Source organism: Noviherbaspirillum aridicola (assembly GCF_019656455.1).
Taxonomy (GTDB): Bacteria; Pseudomonadota; Gammaproteobacteria; order Burkholderiales; family Burkholderiaceae_D; genus Noviherbaspirillum; species Noviherbaspirillum aridicola.
Genome location: NZ_BPMK01000011.1, coordinates 113,640 through 131,347 on the forward strand (window position 1 = coordinate 113,640; position 17,708 = coordinate 131,347).

General features: G+C 64.8%; 19 protein-coding genes and 1 pseudogene. 14 read left to right on the forward strand and 6 right to left on the reverse strand.

What is annotated here, in order from left to right:
- Positions 1 to 244: 244 nt before the first annotated feature.
- The 7 genes from flhB to motD are packed head-to-tail and all read left to right on the forward strand — an operon-like array spanning position 245 to position 7,908.
- Positions 245 to 1,405: a flagellar biosynthesis protein FlhB gene (flhB, locus tag NCCP691_RS13540; RefSeq protein ID WP_220809070.1), complete on the forward strand. Its 1,161-nt coding sequence runs from the start codon at positions 245 to 247 to the stop codon at positions 1,403 to 1,405.
- Positions 1,402 to 3,486: a flagellar biosynthesis protein FlhA gene (gene flhA, locus NCCP691_RS13545; protein ID WP_220809071.1), complete on the forward strand. Its 2,085-nt coding sequence runs from the start codon at positions 1,402 to 1,404 to the stop codon at positions 3,484 to 3,486. The genes flhB and flhA overlap by 4 nt, the downstream gene beginning before the upstream one ends.
- Positions 3,483 to 4,814: a flagellar biosynthesis GTPase FlhF gene (gene flhF / locus NCCP691_RS13550; RefSeq protein WP_220809072.1), complete on the forward strand. Its 1,332-nt coding sequence runs from the start codon at positions 3,483 to 3,485 to the stop codon at positions 4,812 to 4,814. Before flhA ends, flhF begins: the two co-directional genes overlap by 4 nt.
- A complete protein-coding gene (locus NCCP691_RS13555; RefSeq protein WP_220809073.1) occupies positions 4,807 to 5,607 on the forward strand; it encodes a MinD/ParA family ATP-binding protein in 801 nt (266 codons plus the stop codon). The genes flhF and NCCP691_RS13555 overlap by 8 nt, the downstream gene beginning before the upstream one ends.
- Before the next feature lie 54 nt (positions 5,608 to 5,661).
- Positions 5,662 to 6,393, forward strand: coding sequence for an RNA polymerase sigma factor FliA (locus NCCP691_RS13560; protein ID WP_220809074.1), 732 nt, complete (start codon positions 5,662 to 5,664; stop codon positions 6,391 to 6,393).
- Positions 6,375 to 7,112, forward strand: a complete 738-nt coding sequence (locus NCCP691_RS13565) for a flagellar motor protein (protein WP_220809075.1) — start codon at positions 6,375 to 6,377, stop codon at positions 7,110 to 7,112. Before NCCP691_RS13560 ends, NCCP691_RS13565 begins: the two co-directional genes overlap by 19 nt.
- Positions 7,105 to 7,908 carry a flagellar motor protein MotD gene (gene motD, locus NCCP691_RS13570; RefSeq protein WP_238482429.1) on the forward strand — a complete coding sequence of 268 codons (804 nt, stop codon included), beginning with the start codon at positions 7,105 to 7,107 and terminating at the stop codon, positions 7,906 to 7,908. Before NCCP691_RS13565 ends, motD begins: the two co-directional genes overlap by 8 nt.
- 187 nt (positions 7,909 to 8,095) lie before the next feature.
- Here the strand turns inward: motD and NCCP691_RS13575 are convergent.
- The 6 genes and pseudogenes from NCCP691_RS13575 to flgA all read right to left on the reverse strand — a co-directional run.
- Positions 8,096 to 8,913, reverse strand: a pseudogene (locus NCCP691_RS13575) (IS3 family transposase); the annotation flags it as partial.
- A gap of 125 nt (positions 8,914 to 9,038) precedes the next feature.
- Positions 9,039 to 10,277, reverse strand: coding sequence for a type II toxin-antitoxin system HipA family toxin (locus tag NCCP691_RS13580; RefSeq protein WP_220809076.1), 1,239 nt, complete (start codon positions 10,275 to 10,277; stop codon positions 9,039 to 9,041).
- Complete coding sequence (locus NCCP691_RS13585) at positions 10,274 to 10,597, reverse strand: helix-turn-helix transcriptional regulator (RefSeq protein WP_309295122.1); 324 nt, start codon at positions 10,595 to 10,597, stop codon at positions 10,274 to 10,276. The genes NCCP691_RS13580 and NCCP691_RS13585 overlap by 4 nt, the downstream gene beginning before the upstream one ends.
- 95 nt (positions 10,598 to 10,692) lie before the next feature.
- A complete protein-coding gene (locus NCCP691_RS13590; RefSeq protein ID WP_220809078.1) occupies positions 10,693 to 11,166 on the reverse strand; it encodes a flagella synthesis protein FlgN in 474 nt (157 codons plus the stop codon).
- A 5-nt stretch (positions 11,167 to 11,171) separates the two neighbouring features.
- The gene (gene flgM / locus NCCP691_RS13595; RefSeq protein ID WP_220809079.1) at positions 11,172 to 11,474 is read right to left on the reverse strand and encodes a flagellar biosynthesis anti-sigma factor FlgM; all 303 of its coding nucleotides are present in this window, start codon (positions 11,472 to 11,474) and stop codon (positions 11,172 to 11,174) included.
- 106 nt (positions 11,475 to 11,580) lie between these two features.
- Positions 11,581 to 12,291, reverse strand: a complete 711-nt coding sequence (flgA, locus tag NCCP691_RS13600) for a flagellar basal body P-ring formation chaperone FlgA (RefSeq protein ID WP_220809080.1) — start codon at positions 12,289 to 12,291, stop codon at positions 11,581 to 11,583.
- Between the two features lie 197 nt (positions 12,292 to 12,488).
- On the opposite strand from flgA, the gene flgB reads away from it, so the two are divergent.
- The 7 genes from flgB to NCCP691_RS13635 all read left to right on the forward strand — a co-directional run bounded on the left by flgB (position 12,489) and on the right by NCCP691_RS13635 (position 17,706).
- Positions 12,489 to 12,914 carry a flagellar basal body rod protein FlgB gene (gene flgB / locus NCCP691_RS13605; RefSeq protein WP_220809081.1) on the forward strand — a complete coding sequence of 142 codons (426 nt, stop codon included), beginning with the start codon at positions 12,489 to 12,491 and terminating at the stop codon, positions 12,912 to 12,914.
- A gap of 2 nt (positions 12,915 to 12,916) precedes the next feature.
- Positions 12,917 to 13,321: a flagellar basal body rod protein FlgC gene (gene flgC, locus NCCP691_RS13610; RefSeq protein WP_220809082.1), complete on the forward strand. Its 405-nt coding sequence runs from the start codon at positions 12,917 to 12,919 to the stop codon at positions 13,319 to 13,321.
- 12 nt (positions 13,322 to 13,333) lie between these two features.
- A complete protein-coding gene (locus tag NCCP691_RS13615) occupies positions 13,334 to 14,008 on the forward strand; it encodes a flagellar hook assembly protein FlgD (protein WP_220809083.1) in 675 nt (224 codons plus the stop codon).
- A gap of 29 nt (positions 14,009 to 14,037) precedes the next feature.
- Entirely contained in the window at positions 14,038 to 15,390 is a 1,353-nt protein-coding gene (gene flgE, locus NCCP691_RS13620; protein ID WP_220809084.1) for a flagellar hook protein FlgE, read from the forward strand.
- A 6-nt stretch (positions 15,391 to 15,396) separates the two neighbouring features.
- Positions 15,397 to 16,140 (forward strand): flagellar basal-body rod protein FlgF, encoded by a 744-nt coding sequence (flgF, locus tag NCCP691_RS13625; protein ID WP_220809085.1) that lies wholly within the window; start codon positions 15,397 to 15,399, stop codon positions 16,138 to 16,140.
- Between the two features lie 97 nt (positions 16,141 to 16,237).
- On the forward strand, positions 16,238 to 17,020 hold the full coding sequence (gene flgG / locus NCCP691_RS13630; RefSeq protein WP_220809086.1) for a flagellar basal-body rod protein FlgG: 783 nt from the start codon (positions 16,238 to 16,240) through the stop codon (positions 17,018 to 17,020).
- A 20-nt stretch (positions 17,021 to 17,040) separates the two neighbouring features.
- Positions 17,041 to 17,706 carry a flagellar basal body L-ring protein FlgH gene (locus tag NCCP691_RS13635; RefSeq protein WP_220809087.1) on the forward strand — a complete coding sequence of 222 codons (666 nt, stop codon included), beginning with the start codon at positions 17,041 to 17,043 and terminating at the stop codon, positions 17,704 to 17,706.
- Positions 17,707 to 17,708 lie beyond the last annotated feature (2 nt).

Consider the following 17,708-nt stretch of genomic DNA (forward strand, 5'->3'; position numbering starts at 1 on the left):
TCAGAGGTCAGGGGACAGAGGTCAGACACGCAAGAAATGGCCTTAGCATTCCTCTCTGACCTCTGTAGCCTGACCTCTGGTACTGACCTCTGTAACCTGACCTCTGACCTCTGATACCGATTAACGCGGCTTTTTTCCCCCTGTTCCCCGCATGGTTGTCCTGACATTTCGAGAATAATGCAGGCTATCCATCCGTGCGCGTCCATTCGGAAAGCGCGCCGGACGAAACAGGAGTGAGTCGGCGATGGCCGAGGATAGCGATCTCGAAAAAACCGAACCAGCGTCGCCCAGAAAACTGGAGCAGGCGCGAGAGGAAGGCGACATTCCCCGCTCGCGGGAACTCGCTACCTGCACGGTTTTGCTCGCGGCCGGCCTCGGTCTCTGGGTGACGGGGGAGCAGCTGGTGCGCCGCCTCAACCACATGCTCGCCGAAGGTTTGTCCTTCGAGCGCGAGCAGGCCTTCGATTTCAGCCTGCTGCTGATGCGTCTCGGCGACGCCTGCATCGATGTGCTGATCGCGCTCGCGCCGCTCGCCGGCATCCTGCTCCTCGTCGCGCTCGGCTCGCCGCTCCTGATCGGCGGCTGGCTGTTTTCCTCCAAATCCCTGGCGCCGAAGTTCGCGCGCCTGAATCCGCTTTCCGGCATCGGCAACATGTTCTCCACGCGTTCGCTGGTGGAGCTGATCAAGGCCATCGGCAAGACCGTGCTGGTCGGCGTCATTTCCTGGACCGTGATCGCCGGCCAGCTCGAACCCATGCTCGCGCTGAGCACCGAGCCGCTGCAGAACGGCGCGGCCCATCTCGGCGACATGCTGGTGATCGGTTTCATCACCATCGTCTTCGGCCTGGTGGTGATCGCGCTGATCGACGTGCCGTACCAGCTCTGGCACTACGCCAACAAGCTGAAGATGACGCGCGAGGAACTGCGCCAGGAGTCGAAGGAGTCCGACGGCGATCCCCAGGTCAAGGCCCGTATCCGCCAGCTGCAGCGCGAGATGGCGCGCCGCCGGATGATGTCCGAGGTGCCGACCGCCGACGTGGTGGTGACCAACCCGACGCACTATGCGGTGGCGCTCAGGTACACCGAGGGCAAGAACCGCGCGCCGGTGGTGGTGGCCAAGGGCGCCGACGAAGTCGCGGCGAAGATCCGCGAACTGGCGGCCGAGAACAATGTCGCGCTGCTGGAAGCGCCGCCGCTGGCGCGCGCGCTGTACAAGCACACCGAGCTTGGCGACGAGATCCCGGCGGCCCTTTACACCGCGGTGGCCGAAGTGCTGGCCTACGTGTTCCAGCTGCGCGTCTTCAACAAGCAGGGCGGCGCGCGTCCGAACATGCCGACCGAGCTGCAGGTGCCGGCCGACATGGACCCGGCCAATGCGGCCGCGGCTAGCGGAGGCGCACGATGAACAGCCTGCGCATGCCCGCCTGGCTGACCGCGAACACCCGTGCGATGGCCGCGCCCATCCTCATCATCATGATGCTGGCGATGATGGTGCTGCCGCTACCGGCCTTCGTGCTCGACATGTTCTTCAGCTTCAATATCGCGCTGTCGATCATCGTCCTGCTGACCAGCCTGTACACCGTCAAGCCGCTCGACTTCATGGCCTTCCCGGCGGTGCTGCTGGTTTCCACCATGCTGCGCCTGTCGCTCAACGTCGCCTCCACCCGCGTCGTGCTGACCGAAGGCCACAACGGCCCGGACGCCGCCGGCAAGGTGATCGAAGCCTTCGGCCACTTCCTCATCGGCGGCAACTACGCGGTCGGTATCGTGGTGTTCGTGATCCTCACCATCATCAACTTCGTGGTGGTCACCAAGGGCGCGGGCCGTATCGCCGAGGTCGGCGCGCGCTTCGCCCTGGACGCGATGCCCGGCAAGCAGATGGCGATCGATGCCGATCTCAATGCCGGCCTGATCGGCGAAGCCGAAGCCCGCCGCCGCCGCACCGAGGTGGGCCAGGAGGCGGAGTTCTACGGCTCGATGGACGGTGCCAGCAAGTACGTGCGCGGCGATGCCATCGCCGGCATCCTGGTCACCGTGATCAACGTCTTCGGCGGCCTGATCGTCGGCATGCTCCAGCACGACATGGCCTTCGACGCCGCGATGAAGAACTACACGCTGCTCGCCATCGGCGACGGCCTGGTGGCGCAGATTCCTTCGCTGATCATTTCCACCGCCGCCGGCGTGATCGTTTCCCGCGTCGCGAGCGAACAGGACATCGGCAACCAGCTCGTCACCCAGCTGTTCGCCAAGCCGCAGGTGCTGATGATCACCGGCGGCATCATCGGCGCCATGGGGCTGATCCCGGGCATGCCGCATATCGCCTTCCTGCTGCTCGGCGGCACGCTGTGCGGCGGCGCCTACCTGATGAGCCAGCGCGCGAAGAAGAAGGAAGAAGCGCCGCCGCCGGTGCCCGAGGCCGCGCTGCAGGCGCCGGAACAGGAGGAAGCGAGCTGGCAGGATGTGATGCCGGTGGATACGCTCGGCCTGGAAGTCGGCTACCGCCTGATTCCGCTGGTGGACAAGGCGCAGAACGGCGAGCTGCTGCGCCGTATCAAGGGCATCCGCAAGAAGTTCGCCCAGGAAGTGGGCTTCCTGTCGCCGCCGGTGCATATCCGCGACAATCTCGAACTCAAGCCCGCCGCCTACCGCATCACGCTCAAGGGTGTCGAAGTCGGCAGCGGCGAAGCCTATGCCGGGCAGTTCCTCGCGATCAATCCCGGCATGGTGAGCGGGACCCTGCCGGGTACGCCGACCACCGACCCGGCCTTCGGCCTGCCGGCCACCTGGATCGATGCGTCGATGCGCGAGCATGCGCAGGCGCTCGGCTACACCGTGGTCGACGGCGGCACCGTGATCGCCACCCACCTGAACCACCTGATCACCAGCCACGCCGCCGAACTGCTCGGCCGCCAGGAAGTGCAGGCGCTGCTCGATCACCTGACCAAGGAATCGCCGAAGCTGGTCGAGGATCTCGTGCCCAAGCAGCTGTCGCTGTCGGCATTGCAGAAGGTGCTGCAGAACCTGCTGGCCGAGGGCGTGCACATCCGCGACATGCGGACCATCATCGAGACGCTGGCCGAGTTCGCGCCGCAGTCGCAGGACCCGAACGAGCTGACCGCCATGGTCCGCATCGCGCTCGGCCGCGCCATCGTCCAGCAGATTTTCCCGTCGACCAACGAACTGTCCGTGATCACACTCGACAGCCGCCTCGAGCGCATCCTGATGCAGGCGCTGCAGGCGGGCGGGCCGGACGGCGCCGGCATCGAGCCGGGCCTGGCCGACACCATACAGCAGCAGGCCGCGCAAGCCGCGCGCCAGCAAGAACAAATGGGACTGACTCCGGTGCTGCTCGTGCCCGGGCCGCTGAGGGCGCTGCTGTCGCGCTTCCTGCGGCGCGCGCTGCCGCAGCTGAAAGTGCTGTCGCACGCCGAACTGCCCGATTCCAAGACAATTAAAGTGACCAGCCTGGTCGGAGGCCAAGCATGAACGTAAAACGATTTACCGCCACTTCCTCGCGCGACGCATGGCGCGATGTCCGCGAAGCGCTCGGACCCGACGCCGTGATCCTGTCGAACCGGACCGTCAACGGCATGATCGAGATCCTGGCGCTGGCGCCGGAAGACATGTCGGCGCTGGCGGAACCGGTGGTGGAAAAGCCGGTGGTCTCCGCCTCCACGCTGGCCGCCCTCGGCGGCGCGCGCCAACCGGCGGCTCCCGTCCAGCCCGTCCAGCCCGTCCAGCCCGCCCAGCCCGCCCTGCAAGAGCGTCCGGCCGAGGACCAGGCCTCGCGGCTGGCCGAGACGCTGGCGGCGAGCAGGGCGCCTTCCGGCGAGACCGCGGCCGAGTTCGCGCAGGTGATGAAAGAGCTGCGCTCGATGCGGGGCATGCTCGAATCGCAGCTGGCGGAAATCGCCTTCAGCAGTCAGCAGAAGCGCGAGCCGGGCAAGACCGCGGTGATGCGCGAGCTGCTGTCGGCCGGCTTCTCCGCCAGCCTGGCACGCTACCTGATGCAGAACATGCCGAAGCAGGAAGCCGAGGGCATGAACGCGGTGGCCTGGGTCAAATCGGTGCTGGCCCGCAACCTGAACGTGATCGGCAACGAAAACGAGATCCTGGAAAAGGGCGGCGTCTACGCGCTCGTCGGTCCGACCGGCGTCGGCAAGACCACCACCACCGCCAAGCTGGCCGCGCGCTGCGTGATGCGCCATGGCGCCGGCAAGCTGGCCCTGATCACCACCGACGGCTATCGTATCGGCGCCTATGAACAGCTGCGCATCTACGGCAAGATTCTCGGCGTGATGGTGCATTCGGTGAAGGACGAGACCGATCTGCGCATCGCGCTCGCCGAGCTGAAGAACAAGCACACGGTCCTGATCGACACCGTCGGCATGGGCCAGCGCGACAAGATGGTGGCCGAGCAGATCGCGATGCTGTCGGGCAGCGACTGCAAGGTCAAGCGCCTGCTCTGCCTGTCCGCCACCTCCAACGGCGAGACCCTCAACGAAGTGGTGCGCTCCTACCAGGGCGGCGGCCTGGCCGGCTGCATCATGACCAAGCTGGACGAGGCGGCCACCGTGGGCAGCGTGCTCGATGTGCTGATCCGCTCCAAGCTGCCGCTGTACTACGTGGCCAACGGCCAGCGCGTGCCGGAAGACCTGCATGTGCCGAACCAGCACTACCTGGTCGACCGCGCCTTCAAGCTCAAGCGGGAGACCGCGCCCTTCCAGTACCAGGACGAAGAGCTGCCGCTGGTGATCGGCAATACCGCCCAAGCGATGAACGACAAGGCCCTGCGCGAGGTGACTCTTGGCTAGTTTCGATTTCGATCAGGCGGAGGGCCTGCGCCGCATGCTGGCCGGTCCCCGGCCGCGGGTCTTCACCTTTCTCTCGGCCGAGACCGCCGAGGAAAAAAGCGCGATGCTGGTCAATGTCGCCGCCTCGCTGCAGCAGGCCGGGCGCGATGTGCTGATGCTCGACGCCTGCGTCGCGTCGCAGGGCATTGCGAGCCGCCTCAATGCGCAGAAGGCCGCGCCGCTGCATCAGGTCGCGCGCGGCGAACGCACGCTCGACGACGCGGTGCAGGCCATGCCGCAGGGCTTCGGCGTCGCCGCGCTGCGGCGCGGTGGCAGGGCGCTGAACGACGACGAGCGCGAGCGCCTCGACGGCATCTTCGATCTGCTTGCCGCCCGCACCGACATCCTGCTGGTCGACGCCGAACTCGATGGCGACGACGCCTTTCCGATCCCGGCCCTGGCCGACTCCGAAATCGTGGTGCAGGTCGCCAACAGTCCGGCGTCGATCAAGGCTGCCTACACCATCATCAAGCGCGTGCATGCCCAGCTCGGCCGGCGCCCGTTCTCGCTGCTCGTCACCGGGGCGAACGAGAAGGAAGCGCAGGTCGTCTTTGAAAACATGGCCCAGGTCGCCAACCGCTACCTGGCCGTCAAGCTCAACTCCGTCGGGTCCGTGCCCGCCGACGAACACCTCAAGCGCGCCATGAAACTCGGCAGGGCGGTGGTCGATGCCTTCCCGCTGGCGGGCGCGTCGGTCGCTTTCCGGCGTCTCGCGGGCCGCTTCGTGGTGGCCGACGCGGCGGCGGCGGGCTGAGCGGAATGACGCTGATGCCCGGCGCCCGCGCGGACCGGGCTTGCTATCCAGACTATGTACACCGTTAGCGGAAAATCGGACAAGAACCACCTGCTGCAGGAGCATTCGCAGCTGGTCAAGCGGCTGGCGCACCAGATGAAGGCCAAGCTGCCGCCGAGCGTCGAGGTCGACGACCTGATCCAGGCCGGCATGATCGGCCTGCTGGACGCGCTCGGCCGCTATGAAGAGACGCATGGCGCGCAGTTCGAGACTTACGCGGTGCAGCGCATCCGCGGCGCCATGCTCGACGAGCTGCGCAACAACGACTGGCTGCCGCGCAGCGTGCGCCAGACCATGCGCAAGATCGAAGAAGCGATGAACCGCGCCCAGCAACGGCTCGGCCGCCCGCCCAAGGAGGCCGAGATCGCGAAGGAAATGAAGATCTCGCTCGAGGAATACCAGGAAATGCTGGGCGAGGGCGGCGGCCACCAGCTGGTGTACTACGAAGACTTCCACGAGAAGGAAGACAACGACCATTTCCTCGACCGCTATTGCGTGGACCTGGTCAGCGATCCGCTGCAGGCGCTGATGAACAGCGGCTTCCGGCAGGCCGTGATCCACGCGATCGAAGCGCTGCCGGAGAGGGAGAAGATCCTGATGGGCCTCTACTATGAGCAGGAAATGAATCTCAAGGAAATCGGCGCCGTGATGGGCGTGTCGGAATCGCGCGTGTGCCAGTTGCACAGCCAGGCGATCGCGCGCATGCGCGCCCGTCTCAAGGAGCAGGCATGGACTGGGCTAGCCTGAGCGGGCTGCTGCTGGCGCTGGCCGGCATCTTCATCGGCCAGGCGCTGGAAGGGGGCGAGATCGCCTCCCTGCTGCAGCCGACCGCTTTCCTCATCGTCGCCGTCGGCACCATGGGCGCGGTGCTGCTGCAGAGCGGCATGGACAGCTTCATGCGCGGCATGAAAATGCTGCGCTGGGTGTTCAGGCCGCCCGTCGCCAAGAGCAATACGCTGCGCCAGGACGTGCTGCTGTGGAGCGCCACCGCGCGCCGGGAGGGTCTGCTGAGCCTGGAGCGTTTCGTCGAAACCGTCAACGACCGCTTCGCCCAGAAGGGACTGCGGCTGATCGTCGACGGCATCGACCCGTACAAGATTCGCGAAATCCTCGAGACCGACATCACCACGCACGAGCGCCGCGAGCGCCAGGCGGTGCGGATCTGGGAAGCGGCGGGCGGCTACTCGCCGACCATCGGAATTCTCGGCGCCGTGCTGGGCCTGATCCACGTGATGGAAAATCTGAGCGAACCAGCCAGGCTCGGCAGCGGCATCGCGGTCGCCTTCGTCGCCACCGTCTACGGTGTCGGCCTGGCCAACCTCGTCTACCTGCCGATCGCCGGCAAGCTCAAGACGCTCGTCGGCGAAGAAGTCCGGCGCCGCGAGATGCTGACCGATATCTTCTGCAGCGTCGCCAATGGCGACAACGCGCGCGTGGTCGAGGAACGACTCCTCGCCTATGCCTGAACCCGGGGCCGCGATGGCACGCGAACGACGCAGGCGGTTCGACGATGAAGAGGGCGACAACCACGAGCGCTGGGTGGTGTCGTACGCCGACTTCATCACGCTGCTGTTCGCCTTCTTCGTGGTCATGTACGCACTGTCCACCGTCAACGAGGGCAAGTACCGCGTCCTGTCCAATTCCCTGCTGAGCGCCTTCGGCCGCCAGCAGGTCGGTCCTGTTCCCGCCGACCTCCCGTCGGGCAGCGTGGCGCCGCCGCCCGTCGTGCCGCGCGGCGTGCCGATGAAACCGCGCAATGCCGAGGCAGTCCGCCGCGAGCGCGAGCATCTGACCAGCGTCGCCCGCGACATTCTCAAGGCGCTGGCGCCGCTGGTGGAGCAGGGCAAGGTGCGGGTCACCCAGACGCCGCGCGGCGTGACCGTCGAAATCAATGCAAGCGTGCTGTTCGCTCCCGGCGACGCCCGCTTGTCCGGTTCGAGCATCGCCGCGCTGCGCGCGGTCGCGGATGTACTGAAGAACGACGACCATTCGATACAGGTCGAGGGGCATACCGACAGCGTGCCGATCCGCAACGCATCGTTTCCGTCGAACTGGGAGCTGTCCGCGGTGCGGGCATCCGCGGTCGTGCGCCTGTTCATCGACGGCGGCATCGCCGAGGAGCGGCTGACCGCCGTCGGCCATGGCGCCACGCGCCCGGTCGAATCCAACGACACCGCGGAAGGGCGGCTGCGCAACCGGCGGGTATCGCTGATGATCCTGTCGAACGTGCCGGAAGAGCGGACCGAGGTGCCGGTGAAGTAGGGAGGCGTGCTATCTGCCTGGGTGGGGAGCCAACCAATACCAGAAATCTGCACCTTCACGGTGCTCATTTGCTTTTCTAGCACTGCTCCGGTAATCCCCCCGGAATTGAGGGCGTTTAGAAGTAAAGTCACGCGGCCATGGCCAGCCGCTGCTTTGGCGTAAAGCCGCCCAAGGTTTGCACTGCGCCGCTGATGTTTTCCGGTCCATTGTCACAGCGAATTGCGGCCGGCTTGCCGCGCCACTCGATGATCTGCTCCAGGGCTCGTATCACGCGCTCGGCCGGCAGGGAGAAATCGATCTCCCGGTTAAAGTCATCGATCACATTCAGTAGGCGGAAGCAGCGGCCATCACCGAGCTGATCATGCATGAAGTCCATGGACCAAACCTGGTTGATTGTTGTCGGCACCGTCAGCGGCTCCGGCCGCTCTCGCACCAGCCGCTTCCTTGGCTTGATCCGTAGATTCAGCTCCAGCTCCCGGTAAATCCGGTACACGCGCTTGTGGTTCCAGCCATACCCACGCACGTTGCGAAGGTACAGGAAGCACAAGCCAAAGCCCCAGTTGCGATGGTTGTCGGTCAGGCGCATCAGCCAGCCCGCAATTTCTTCATTCTCGGCGTTGCGCTTTGCACTGTATCGGTAGCAGGTCTGGCTGACCTGGAAGATATCGCACGCCAAGCGGATGCTGATCCCCTTGCTGTCAACGGCGTCCTTGGCCATCTCACGGCGTCGAGATGGCCTCAAAATTTTTTTGCCATTGCCTCTTTCAGAATGTCAGCCTTCAGACGCTCCTCGGCATACATCTTCTTCAGCCGTGCGTTCTCCGCTTCCAGTTCCTTCATCCGGGCCATCATCGACGTGTCCATCCCGCCGTACTTGGCACGCCATTTGTAGAACGTCGCCGAGCTGATCCCCAGCTCCCGGCACAACTCCGGCACCGCCAGCCCACCTTCCACCCGCTTGAGCGCTTCAATGACCTGGCTGTCGGAAAACTTCGACTTCTTCATGCAGAACTCTCCCTCAGTGAGAAAATTCTACTTCCGATCGCCACTTTTGGCCGGGGGGATTACCGCCTAACGAAACTGCTCGTTGCAAATTGTGCAACCATTAGGGTCTCGTGGTTATTTCCCAGTTACCAGAATTGCCCGAATTGGGGAGGCAAGAGGCGTCCCCTGCTCAGGCTGCCGCAGCCTCTCTCGATCTCGGGCTGCATGCGTTTCCAGATGTCGCCGGGCTCGATCTCGGGACGATAGGACATGGCGGCTTCGCAAATACGATCAATTATGTCTTCGGGGCGCGTCAACGCACAGTATTCACGTCCGAATGCAGCCAGGGATTCGCGGTCAGGCCAGCTCTTTGCGCCGGCTAGTTTCAGAGCAGGAATGTCCTTCTGGATGTAGCAAGTGGTATTGACGACATCATAAAGCGGCGACAGCCGGACGTCGTTCGTTTGGGGGCTCGTATAGAGCATGCCGAAGTTCTTCAGATGCGCATCGCCGTTCCGCAGCGAAACGGACAGCACCACGCTCGAGAACAGCGCGATCAGGGAGTCTTTTTCGTAATCCCGCGAGGAGAACAGCGAGACCGCCTTTGCAGCCATCTCGTAACTGCCGAGATATTTGTCTTCGTTGCGACGTCCGGTCAACGCAGTCAGATCTTCAAAGCCGAGGTATCTTCCATCTGGCAGAATGTCAAAGCGCTCCATGATGAACAGGCTGCGGTCGTCGGACAGCCAGAAGTTTGGGACTACGAGTCCGGCCTTACGCGCAATGCTCATGCAGTGATACTCGTTCTCCGGCAGCCCCGGGAAATCCTCGCCCGCCGATTTCACGATCAGGCGCCGGTCGCGCAAGGCACTCTTCTCGATGAATGGCGCGTCATCGTCTCGTGTTGCAGGTACCAATACCTTGGGCTGGACACCCGAAATGCCTGAATTGAGCGCATAGCGCTCCGCCAAGTAGTCGAAAAGAGACTCCGTGCCCTTCCAGGTCAGCAGGTCTTTGAGGCTGATGGGTGAGACGCCGTGGTCGGGAGGCTGTTCGGACCCTGCACACCGGACTCGGCCTATCATCTCGCCGCCGGTCAATGCGAGCAGGTTGAAGTCGTCCATCTTCATAAGTTTCGAGAACAGCCTTTCGCGAAACCAGTCACGCAGGTAGCCCTCGGGCAGGTTCTGCCTCAATACGCCGGGCAGCACATTAGCCGAGTAACTTTCCGCCTGCAGAGGCATTGTGAGACTGATCTCGCACTGTGGGTCATCAGTGTGGTAGCTGAATACATACTGACTCTCGCGGCTCAGGGGCCCGGCATAGCCCTGCGTGGTATGGAGATACAGCCTCTTGAGCCTACCCTGGGGAGCTGGCGCGCTCATTCATCCTCTCCGAAAATCTCGAGCAGTTCCGACTCGCGTGGGCGACGCTTCGTCCGTGCGGCCTCGGTCAGGCCGATTTCGAGGCCCAACACGCTGAGCACGGAGAGCAGGCGGGTGAGAGTGATGTCGGTTTTGCCGGCCTCGACGGCAATGAGGGTGCGGCGGCTGAGACCCGCGCGGACAGCCAGCTCTTCCTGCGTCATGTGCAGTTCGCTGCGCCTTGCCCTGATCCGGTTACCTATGGTCCTGGTCGTATCCATATGTGCAGGATACTGCACAAGAACTCTCTTCTCAAGGAAAATGTGCAGAGAACTGCACATTCATCGAGGCGCCGGAATGGATCCGGGGCGACCGGACAGCCGGTCGCCGAACATATGACAGGGAGATAAAGCGGAAACGGCCGGCGCGTAAGCGCTCAGCCGACCACCAGGCGCCGCGAACCGCCCTGCGATGCCGCCTGGCCGTTCGGCCCGTACAGCGTGCCGGCCGCCTGGCCGCCGCCTTGCAGCGCATTGAGTGCGTTCTGGTTGCGCGACATGTGCTGGCCGATCAGGAGGCCGTTGACGCGGTTGAGTTCCTTGCCCTCGCGCGCGACGGCCAGCAGCTGGTCCCAGTCGGCGCGGACGGAGGAAGGGGCGTTCTTCAGCAGGGACTGCATGCCGGCTTCGGAGTCTTCGATGCCGGCGTCCGCCAGCGCGCGCTGGCGCTGCATGGCGAATTCGCCCAGGCGGGCGAGGAGTTTCGATTTTTCCTCGGTAAGCGCGCCGAGCCCTTCGATGTCGGCGGCGATCAGGCATTCCTGCTCCTGACGCAGTACCTCAAGCAGGGCCTTGCCTGCCGCGATTTCCTCGCCGAACTGCAGCGCGGGTGCTTTACCGGTTTGTTGCATGAAAATTATCCCTTGCGGGTCTTGATCAGGTCGCTGACCGTGTCGAGCAGTCCGTTGGCGACCTTTTCCGGGTCGACCCTGAACGTGCCGTTGGCGATCGCTGCCTTGATCTCTTCCACTTTCTGGCTGTCGAATACGCCGCCGGCGCTGGCCTGGGCCAGCGACTGCGCGGTCGCGGACAGCTTGACGCTGTCGGTTTCCGCTGCCGTCTGGCTCACGCCCGCCGCCTTGTCGGCGCCCTTGCCGCGCGCCGGCGTGCTCGGCACGCCCAGACCCGCGGTTTTCTTGAGTGTGTCTTCGATCTTCACTTGCGTTTTCCTTGCTTGGTTAGCAGTCTTTCACTACTTCTCATTGTTCTTATCGACGCTCAGGCTCGAAACTTTAGCATCCCGACCGAAAAAACACTGATTTTCATCAGTAAGTTACTTCCACCACGCCGCCGGCCCGCGCCACCCCGCTGACCACCTGCCCGGAAGCGGTGCGCGCCTGCGCGACCTGGCCGTCGGCGGCATTGTTGAGAGCGCGGCCCTCGGCCGAAACCCTGAATCCGGGACCGGCGCTGACGATCCGCACCGTCTGCCCCTGCTGCACCGCCGCCACGCTGCGCAGCGAGTCGGCGCGCAGCGGCGCGCCGGCGGGCAGCGATATCGCCATCGTGCGTCCTACCGCCTGCGAGACATCGGTGACGATGCCGGCCGGCAGGGCGGTGAGTTCACCGCGCATGCCCACGATATCTTCCGGACCCAGCGTCTTGCCCTGGGCGAGCGGCGCGGCGGCGACCAGGTACTCGCCCTGGACCCTGACCGTCGCCGCGATGTAGATCGTCCATGTCGACGGCGCGTTGCAGCGGATGCCGACGGTGGTCTTGCCCCAGGCGCGGCTGCCGGCCGGCAGGAAGGCCTCGGGCGCGGGGCAGACCGCCAGGTTCATGCGCGGATCGACCTGGCCGACGCTGATCTGCGCCTCGCCGGGCAGCCCCGCGCTCTGCACCCGCAGGAACTGTTCCGCCACCTGGCGCAGCGCCGCCGGATCCTGGCGCGCGGGCGCCGGAGTCTGTGCGGACGCGGCGGCCGGAAGGCTCAGGGCGGTCAGTGCTGCCAGCAGGGCTTTGACGGAGATTCTCATGAACGGGAAGGGCTTTGAACCAGCGTCATTGTTCACGAGTCGCGCGTGATTCAAAAGCGCGAACAGGACGCGGTTTTCGAGTCTTATTCCCCGATCGGCGTGACATCTCCCTCCTTACCATCCAGCCTATATCAATCCATCATCGCTTTTCGGTCCCACGACCGGCGGTGATGCAGCGGCAATGCCTGGAGATCGACATGATAGGAAAGCTGGACGAACAACTGCGCTTCCACCAGACCGCGCTCCGACTGCGGTCGGAGCGGCAGGAGGTGCTGGCGTCGAACATCGCCAACGCCGACACGCCCAACTACAAGGCGCGCGACGTCGATTTCAGCGGCGCGCTGAAGCAGGCGATGGCCGGCCCGCAGGGCAAGGGCGGGGCGCCGGCGGACGTGCTGGCCAAGACCTCGCCGCGTCATCTCGGCGGTCTCTCCGCCGGCACCACGCTCAGCGGCGCGCAGCTGCTGTACCGCACCAACGCGCAGGGCAACGTGGACGGCAACACCGTCGACATGGATGCCGAGCGCAACCAGTTCATCGACAACGCGCTGCGCTACGAAGCCGGCGTCACCTTCGCCAGCGGCCAGCTCAAGACGCTGCTGACGGCCGTACAGGGACAATAATCATGTCGCTCTTCAATATCTTCAACGTCGCCGGCTCGGCAATGAGCGCCCAGGGCCAGCGCCTCAACACGGTCGCCTCCAACATCGCCAACGCCGACAGCACCACCAGCTCCACCGGCCAGCCGTACCGCGCCAAGCAGGTGGTGTTCGAGGTGGTGCCCACCGCCAGCCCGGCGGCCGCCGGCGTGAAGGTGGCCAAGGTGGTGGAAGACCAGTCGCCGCTGAAGACCGTCTTCGATCCCAAGCATCCGCAGGCCGACGAGAACGGCTACGTGACGATGCCGAACGTGAACGTGGTGGAGGAGATGGTCAACATGATCTCCGCCTCGCGCTCCTATCAGAACAACGTCGAAACCATGAACGCAGCCAAGACCATGCTCTTGAAGACGCTGACGCTCGGCCAGTAACAGGAGAACTGAATGGCAACCGTGCAAGGAACGAACAACAACGTCCCGGCGGATCTGATGGCGGCGATGAACGGCACCAAGGCCGCCACTACCAGCGTGCAGGAAACGCAGGACCGCTTCATGACGCTGCTGATCACGCAGATGAAGAACCAGGACCCGCTCAACCCGCTCGACAACGCGCAGGTCACCTCCCAGATGGCGCAGCTGTCGACCGTGACCGGCATCGACAAGCTCAACACCACGCTGCAGGCGCTGCAGGCGAGCTACCAAACCAGCCAGGCGCTGCAGGCGACCGACATGATCGGCCACGGCGTGCTCGCTCCCGGCTCCACCATCGGCCTGACCGACGGCCAGGCCATACTCGGCGCCGACCTGCCGGAAGCCGCCGACAGCGTGCGCGTCACCATCATGAACAGCTCCGGCGTGCCGGTGCGTACCCTCGACCTCGGCGCGCAAAAGGCCGGCACGCTGCCGATCACCTGGGACGGCAAGAACGATGCGGGCACCCAGCTCGCCAACGGCAGCTACACCTTCGAGGTGAAGGCCGTGCGCGGCGACACGGCGGTCGCCTCCACCGCGCTGTCCTTCGGCGAAGTCGTCAGCGTCACGACCAACGCGCAGGGCGTGAAAGTCACGATTCCCGGGCTGGGCACCGTGGCCTTCGCCGACATCCGCCAGATTTACTGATTCGTTGCATATCCTCCAAGGAGTAAGAAATGAGCTTTCAACAAGGACTGAGCGGCCTGAATGCCGCATCCAAGAACCTGGAGACGATCGGCAACAACGTCGCCAACGCCAACACGGTCGGCTTCAAGTCATCGCAGACACAGTTCGCCGACGTCTATGCGAATTCGCTGACCGGCGTGTCGGGCGCGCAGGCCGGCATCGGCGTGAAGGTGGCGGGCATCGTGCAGCAGTTCACCCAGGGGAATATCACTGCCTCCAGCAATCCGCTCGATGTGGCGATCAACGGCGGCGGCTTCTTCAGGATGAGCAACAACGGCGCGATCACCTTCGCCCGCAACGGGCAGTTCCAGATGGACAACCAGGGCTACATCGTCAATAACACCGGCGCCCGCCTGACCGGTTATGCGGCCAACGCCGCCGGCGTGCTGGCGACCGGTGCGCCGACCGAGATCAATATCCGCACCACCAATCTCCCGCCGCGCGCCACCACCGACGTGGATCTGGAAGTCAATCTCGACTCGCGCAGGGATGTGATCGCCGTGGCCTTCGATCCGACTCGGCCGGAGACCTACACCAATTCAAGCTCCGTCTCGGTGTTCGACAGCCTCGGCAACGAGCATGTGCTGCAGCTTTACTATGTGAAGGACAATCCCGCCGCCGAGCCCGGCGTGATGTCGACCTGGCAGGTTTATGGATCGCTGGACGGTGTCATGCTGTCGCAGGCCAATGCATCCGGCGTTGCGACAGCCGCGCCGTACGACGCGCTCGGACAATTGAGCTTCGATGGCCGCGGCCAGATCGTTCGGACTCCCGCCACCGCCACCACGCCGAGTCTGATCGGCACGGGCTCGATCCTTCCGGGCGGCATCAATCTCACATCGGTCGCCAGCGCGGTCACTGCCGCGACCGGCCGCACGGTAGTCAACAACGCCGTCACGCCGTTCAACTTTTCGTTCAACATGGGCAGCGCGACCCAGACCGGTTCCGCCTTCGGCGTCAGCAAGCTCGATCAGGACGGCTACACCACCGGCCGCCTGTCCGGCTTCAACGTCGGCGAGGACGGCGTGATCACCGGCCGCTACACCAACGGTAAGTCGGCGACGCTGGGGCAGGTGGTGCTGGCCAACTTCACCAACCCGAACGGCCTGCAGCCGCTGGGCAACAATGAATGGGCGGAGTCGTCGATGTCGGGCCAGGCCCTGGTCGGACCGCCGAACTCGGCCGGCCTCGGCACGCTGCAGTCGAGCGCGGTGGAAGACTCCAACGTCGACCTGACGGCCGAGCTGGTGAACATGATCACCGCCCAGCGCGTGTACCAGGCCAACGCCCAGACCATCAAGACCCAGGACCAGGTGCTGCAGACCCTGGTGAACCTGCGCTGATAAGCCATGGACCGCCTGATCTATACCGCCATGACCGGCGCCAAGCATATTCTCGAAAAACAGGGGAATACGGCGAACAACCTGGCCAACGTCAGCACCGACGGCTTCCGCGCGCAGGTCGACAGCTTCCGCGCGGTGCCGGTGCTGAATGCGCCGCTGCCGACCCGTTCGTTCGTGGTCGACGCCACCGTCGGCACCGACTTCCGTCCCGGTCCGATCCAGCAGACCGGGCGCGAACTCGATGTCGCGGTGCAGGGGCCGGGCTGGATCGCGGTCCAGCTCGAGGACGGCACCGAGGCCTACACCCGCGCCGGCAGCCTGAAGCTGAGCGAGAACGGCCAGCTGCAGACCCAGAGCGGCAAGACGGTGCTGGGCGACGGCGGCCCGATCGCGGTGCCGCCCGATGTCAGCGTCACCATTGCCAAGGACGGCACCGTCACCACCATCGATACCGGCTTCAAGCCGGGCGCGCCCAACATGCTGGGCCGGATCAAGCTGGTCAATCCGCCCGAGGCGGACCTGGTGCGCGGCGACGACGGACTGTTCCGGCTCAAGGCCGGCGGCGAGGCGGAAGCCGACGCCAACGTGGTGCTGATCGGCGGCGCGGTCGAAGGCAGCAATGTCAACGTGGTCGACGCCATGGTGGACATGATCGAGCTTGCACGGCAGTTCGAACTGCACATGAACTTGCTCAAGAACGCCGAGAGCAACGAGGCGAAAGCCGCTCAGCTCCTCTCTTTGACGGGCTGATGAACAAGCCACAATGACGATGCCGGCAATCTGCCGGCAATGTGCCGACAACGCGCGTCCGCGGGCATGAATCCCGGCGGAGGCGGTGGAGAATGCAATGATTCGATCCCTCTGGATTTCCAAGACCGGTCTCGATGCGCAGCAGACGCAGATGGACGTGGTTTCCAACAACCTGGCCAACGTCAGCACCGCCGGCTTCAAGCGCTCGCGCGCCGTGTTCGAGGACCTGCTGTATCAGACCATGCGCCAGCCCGGCGCCCAGTCCTCGCAGCAGACCCAGCTGCCTTCCGGCATGCAGATCGGCACCGGCGTGCGCCCGGTTGCGGTCGAGAAGATTTTCACGCAGGGCAACCTGCAGCAGACCGGCAATGAAAAGGACGTGGCCATCCAGGGCCCGGGCTTCTTCCAGGTGCTGATGCCGGACGGGACCACCGCCTATACCCGCGACGGCTCCTTTCAGACCGACAGCCAGGGCCAGCTGGTGACCGCCAGCGGCTTCCCGGTGCAGCCGGCCATCACGATTCCGGCCGACACCCGCAGCCTGACGATCGCGCGCGACGGCACGGTGACGGTGACCACGGCGGGCAACGTCAACCCGACCCAGATCGGCAACATCCAGCTGGTGACCTTCGTCAACCAGGCCGGCCTGGAAGCCAAGGGCGAGAACATGTTCGTCGAAACCGCGGCATCCGGCGCGCCGCAGGTGACCGCGCCCGGCACCAACGGCGCCGGCCTGCTGGTGCAGAACTATGTCGAGACCTCCAACGTCAACGTGGTCGAGGAACTGGTCAACATGATCCAGACCCAGCGCGCCTACGAAATCAACAGCAAGGCCATCACGACCTCGGACCAGATGCTGCAGCGCCTGTCGCAGCTGTAATCCGCCGCGAGTCCATGATCATGAAACGTCTTTCCGCCGTCGCCAGCCTCGCACCGCTGCTGCTGCTCGCGGCCGCGTGCTCCACCGTGCCCGACACGATCACGCACCAGCCCGCCGCCCGCCAGCCGATGCCGGCCCCGGCGCAGGCCGCCAACGGCGCCATCTTCAACAACGGCTACCGCCCGATGTTCGAGGACCGCCGCGCGCGCAGGGTGGGCGACATGCTGACCATCGCCATCAACGAGCGCACCAGCGCCGGCAAGTCGGCGGCCAATGCGGCCAGCAAGAGCGGCGATGTCGAATTCGGCGCGTCGCAGCTGTTCGGCATCCCGGCGGCCACGGTGGCCAAGCTGGGCCTCGGCGTGGAAGGCTCCAACAAGTTCGAGGACAAGGGTACGAGCAGCTCGAGCAATACCTTCTCCGGCACCATCACCGTCACCGTGATGGAAGTGCTGCCGAACGGGAATCTGCTGGTGAGCGGCGAGAAGCAGGTCGCGCTCGACAAGGGCGTGGAATATGTGCGCTTCTCCGGCGTGGTCAATCCCGACAACGTCATGAGCGGCAACGTGGTGTCGTCCACCCAGGTGGCCGACGCGCGGGTGGAATACCGCACCAACACCCGGGTCGACAAGGCCGAGCTGATGTCCCAGCTCACCCGGTTCTTCCTCAGCGTGATGCCGCTGTAACG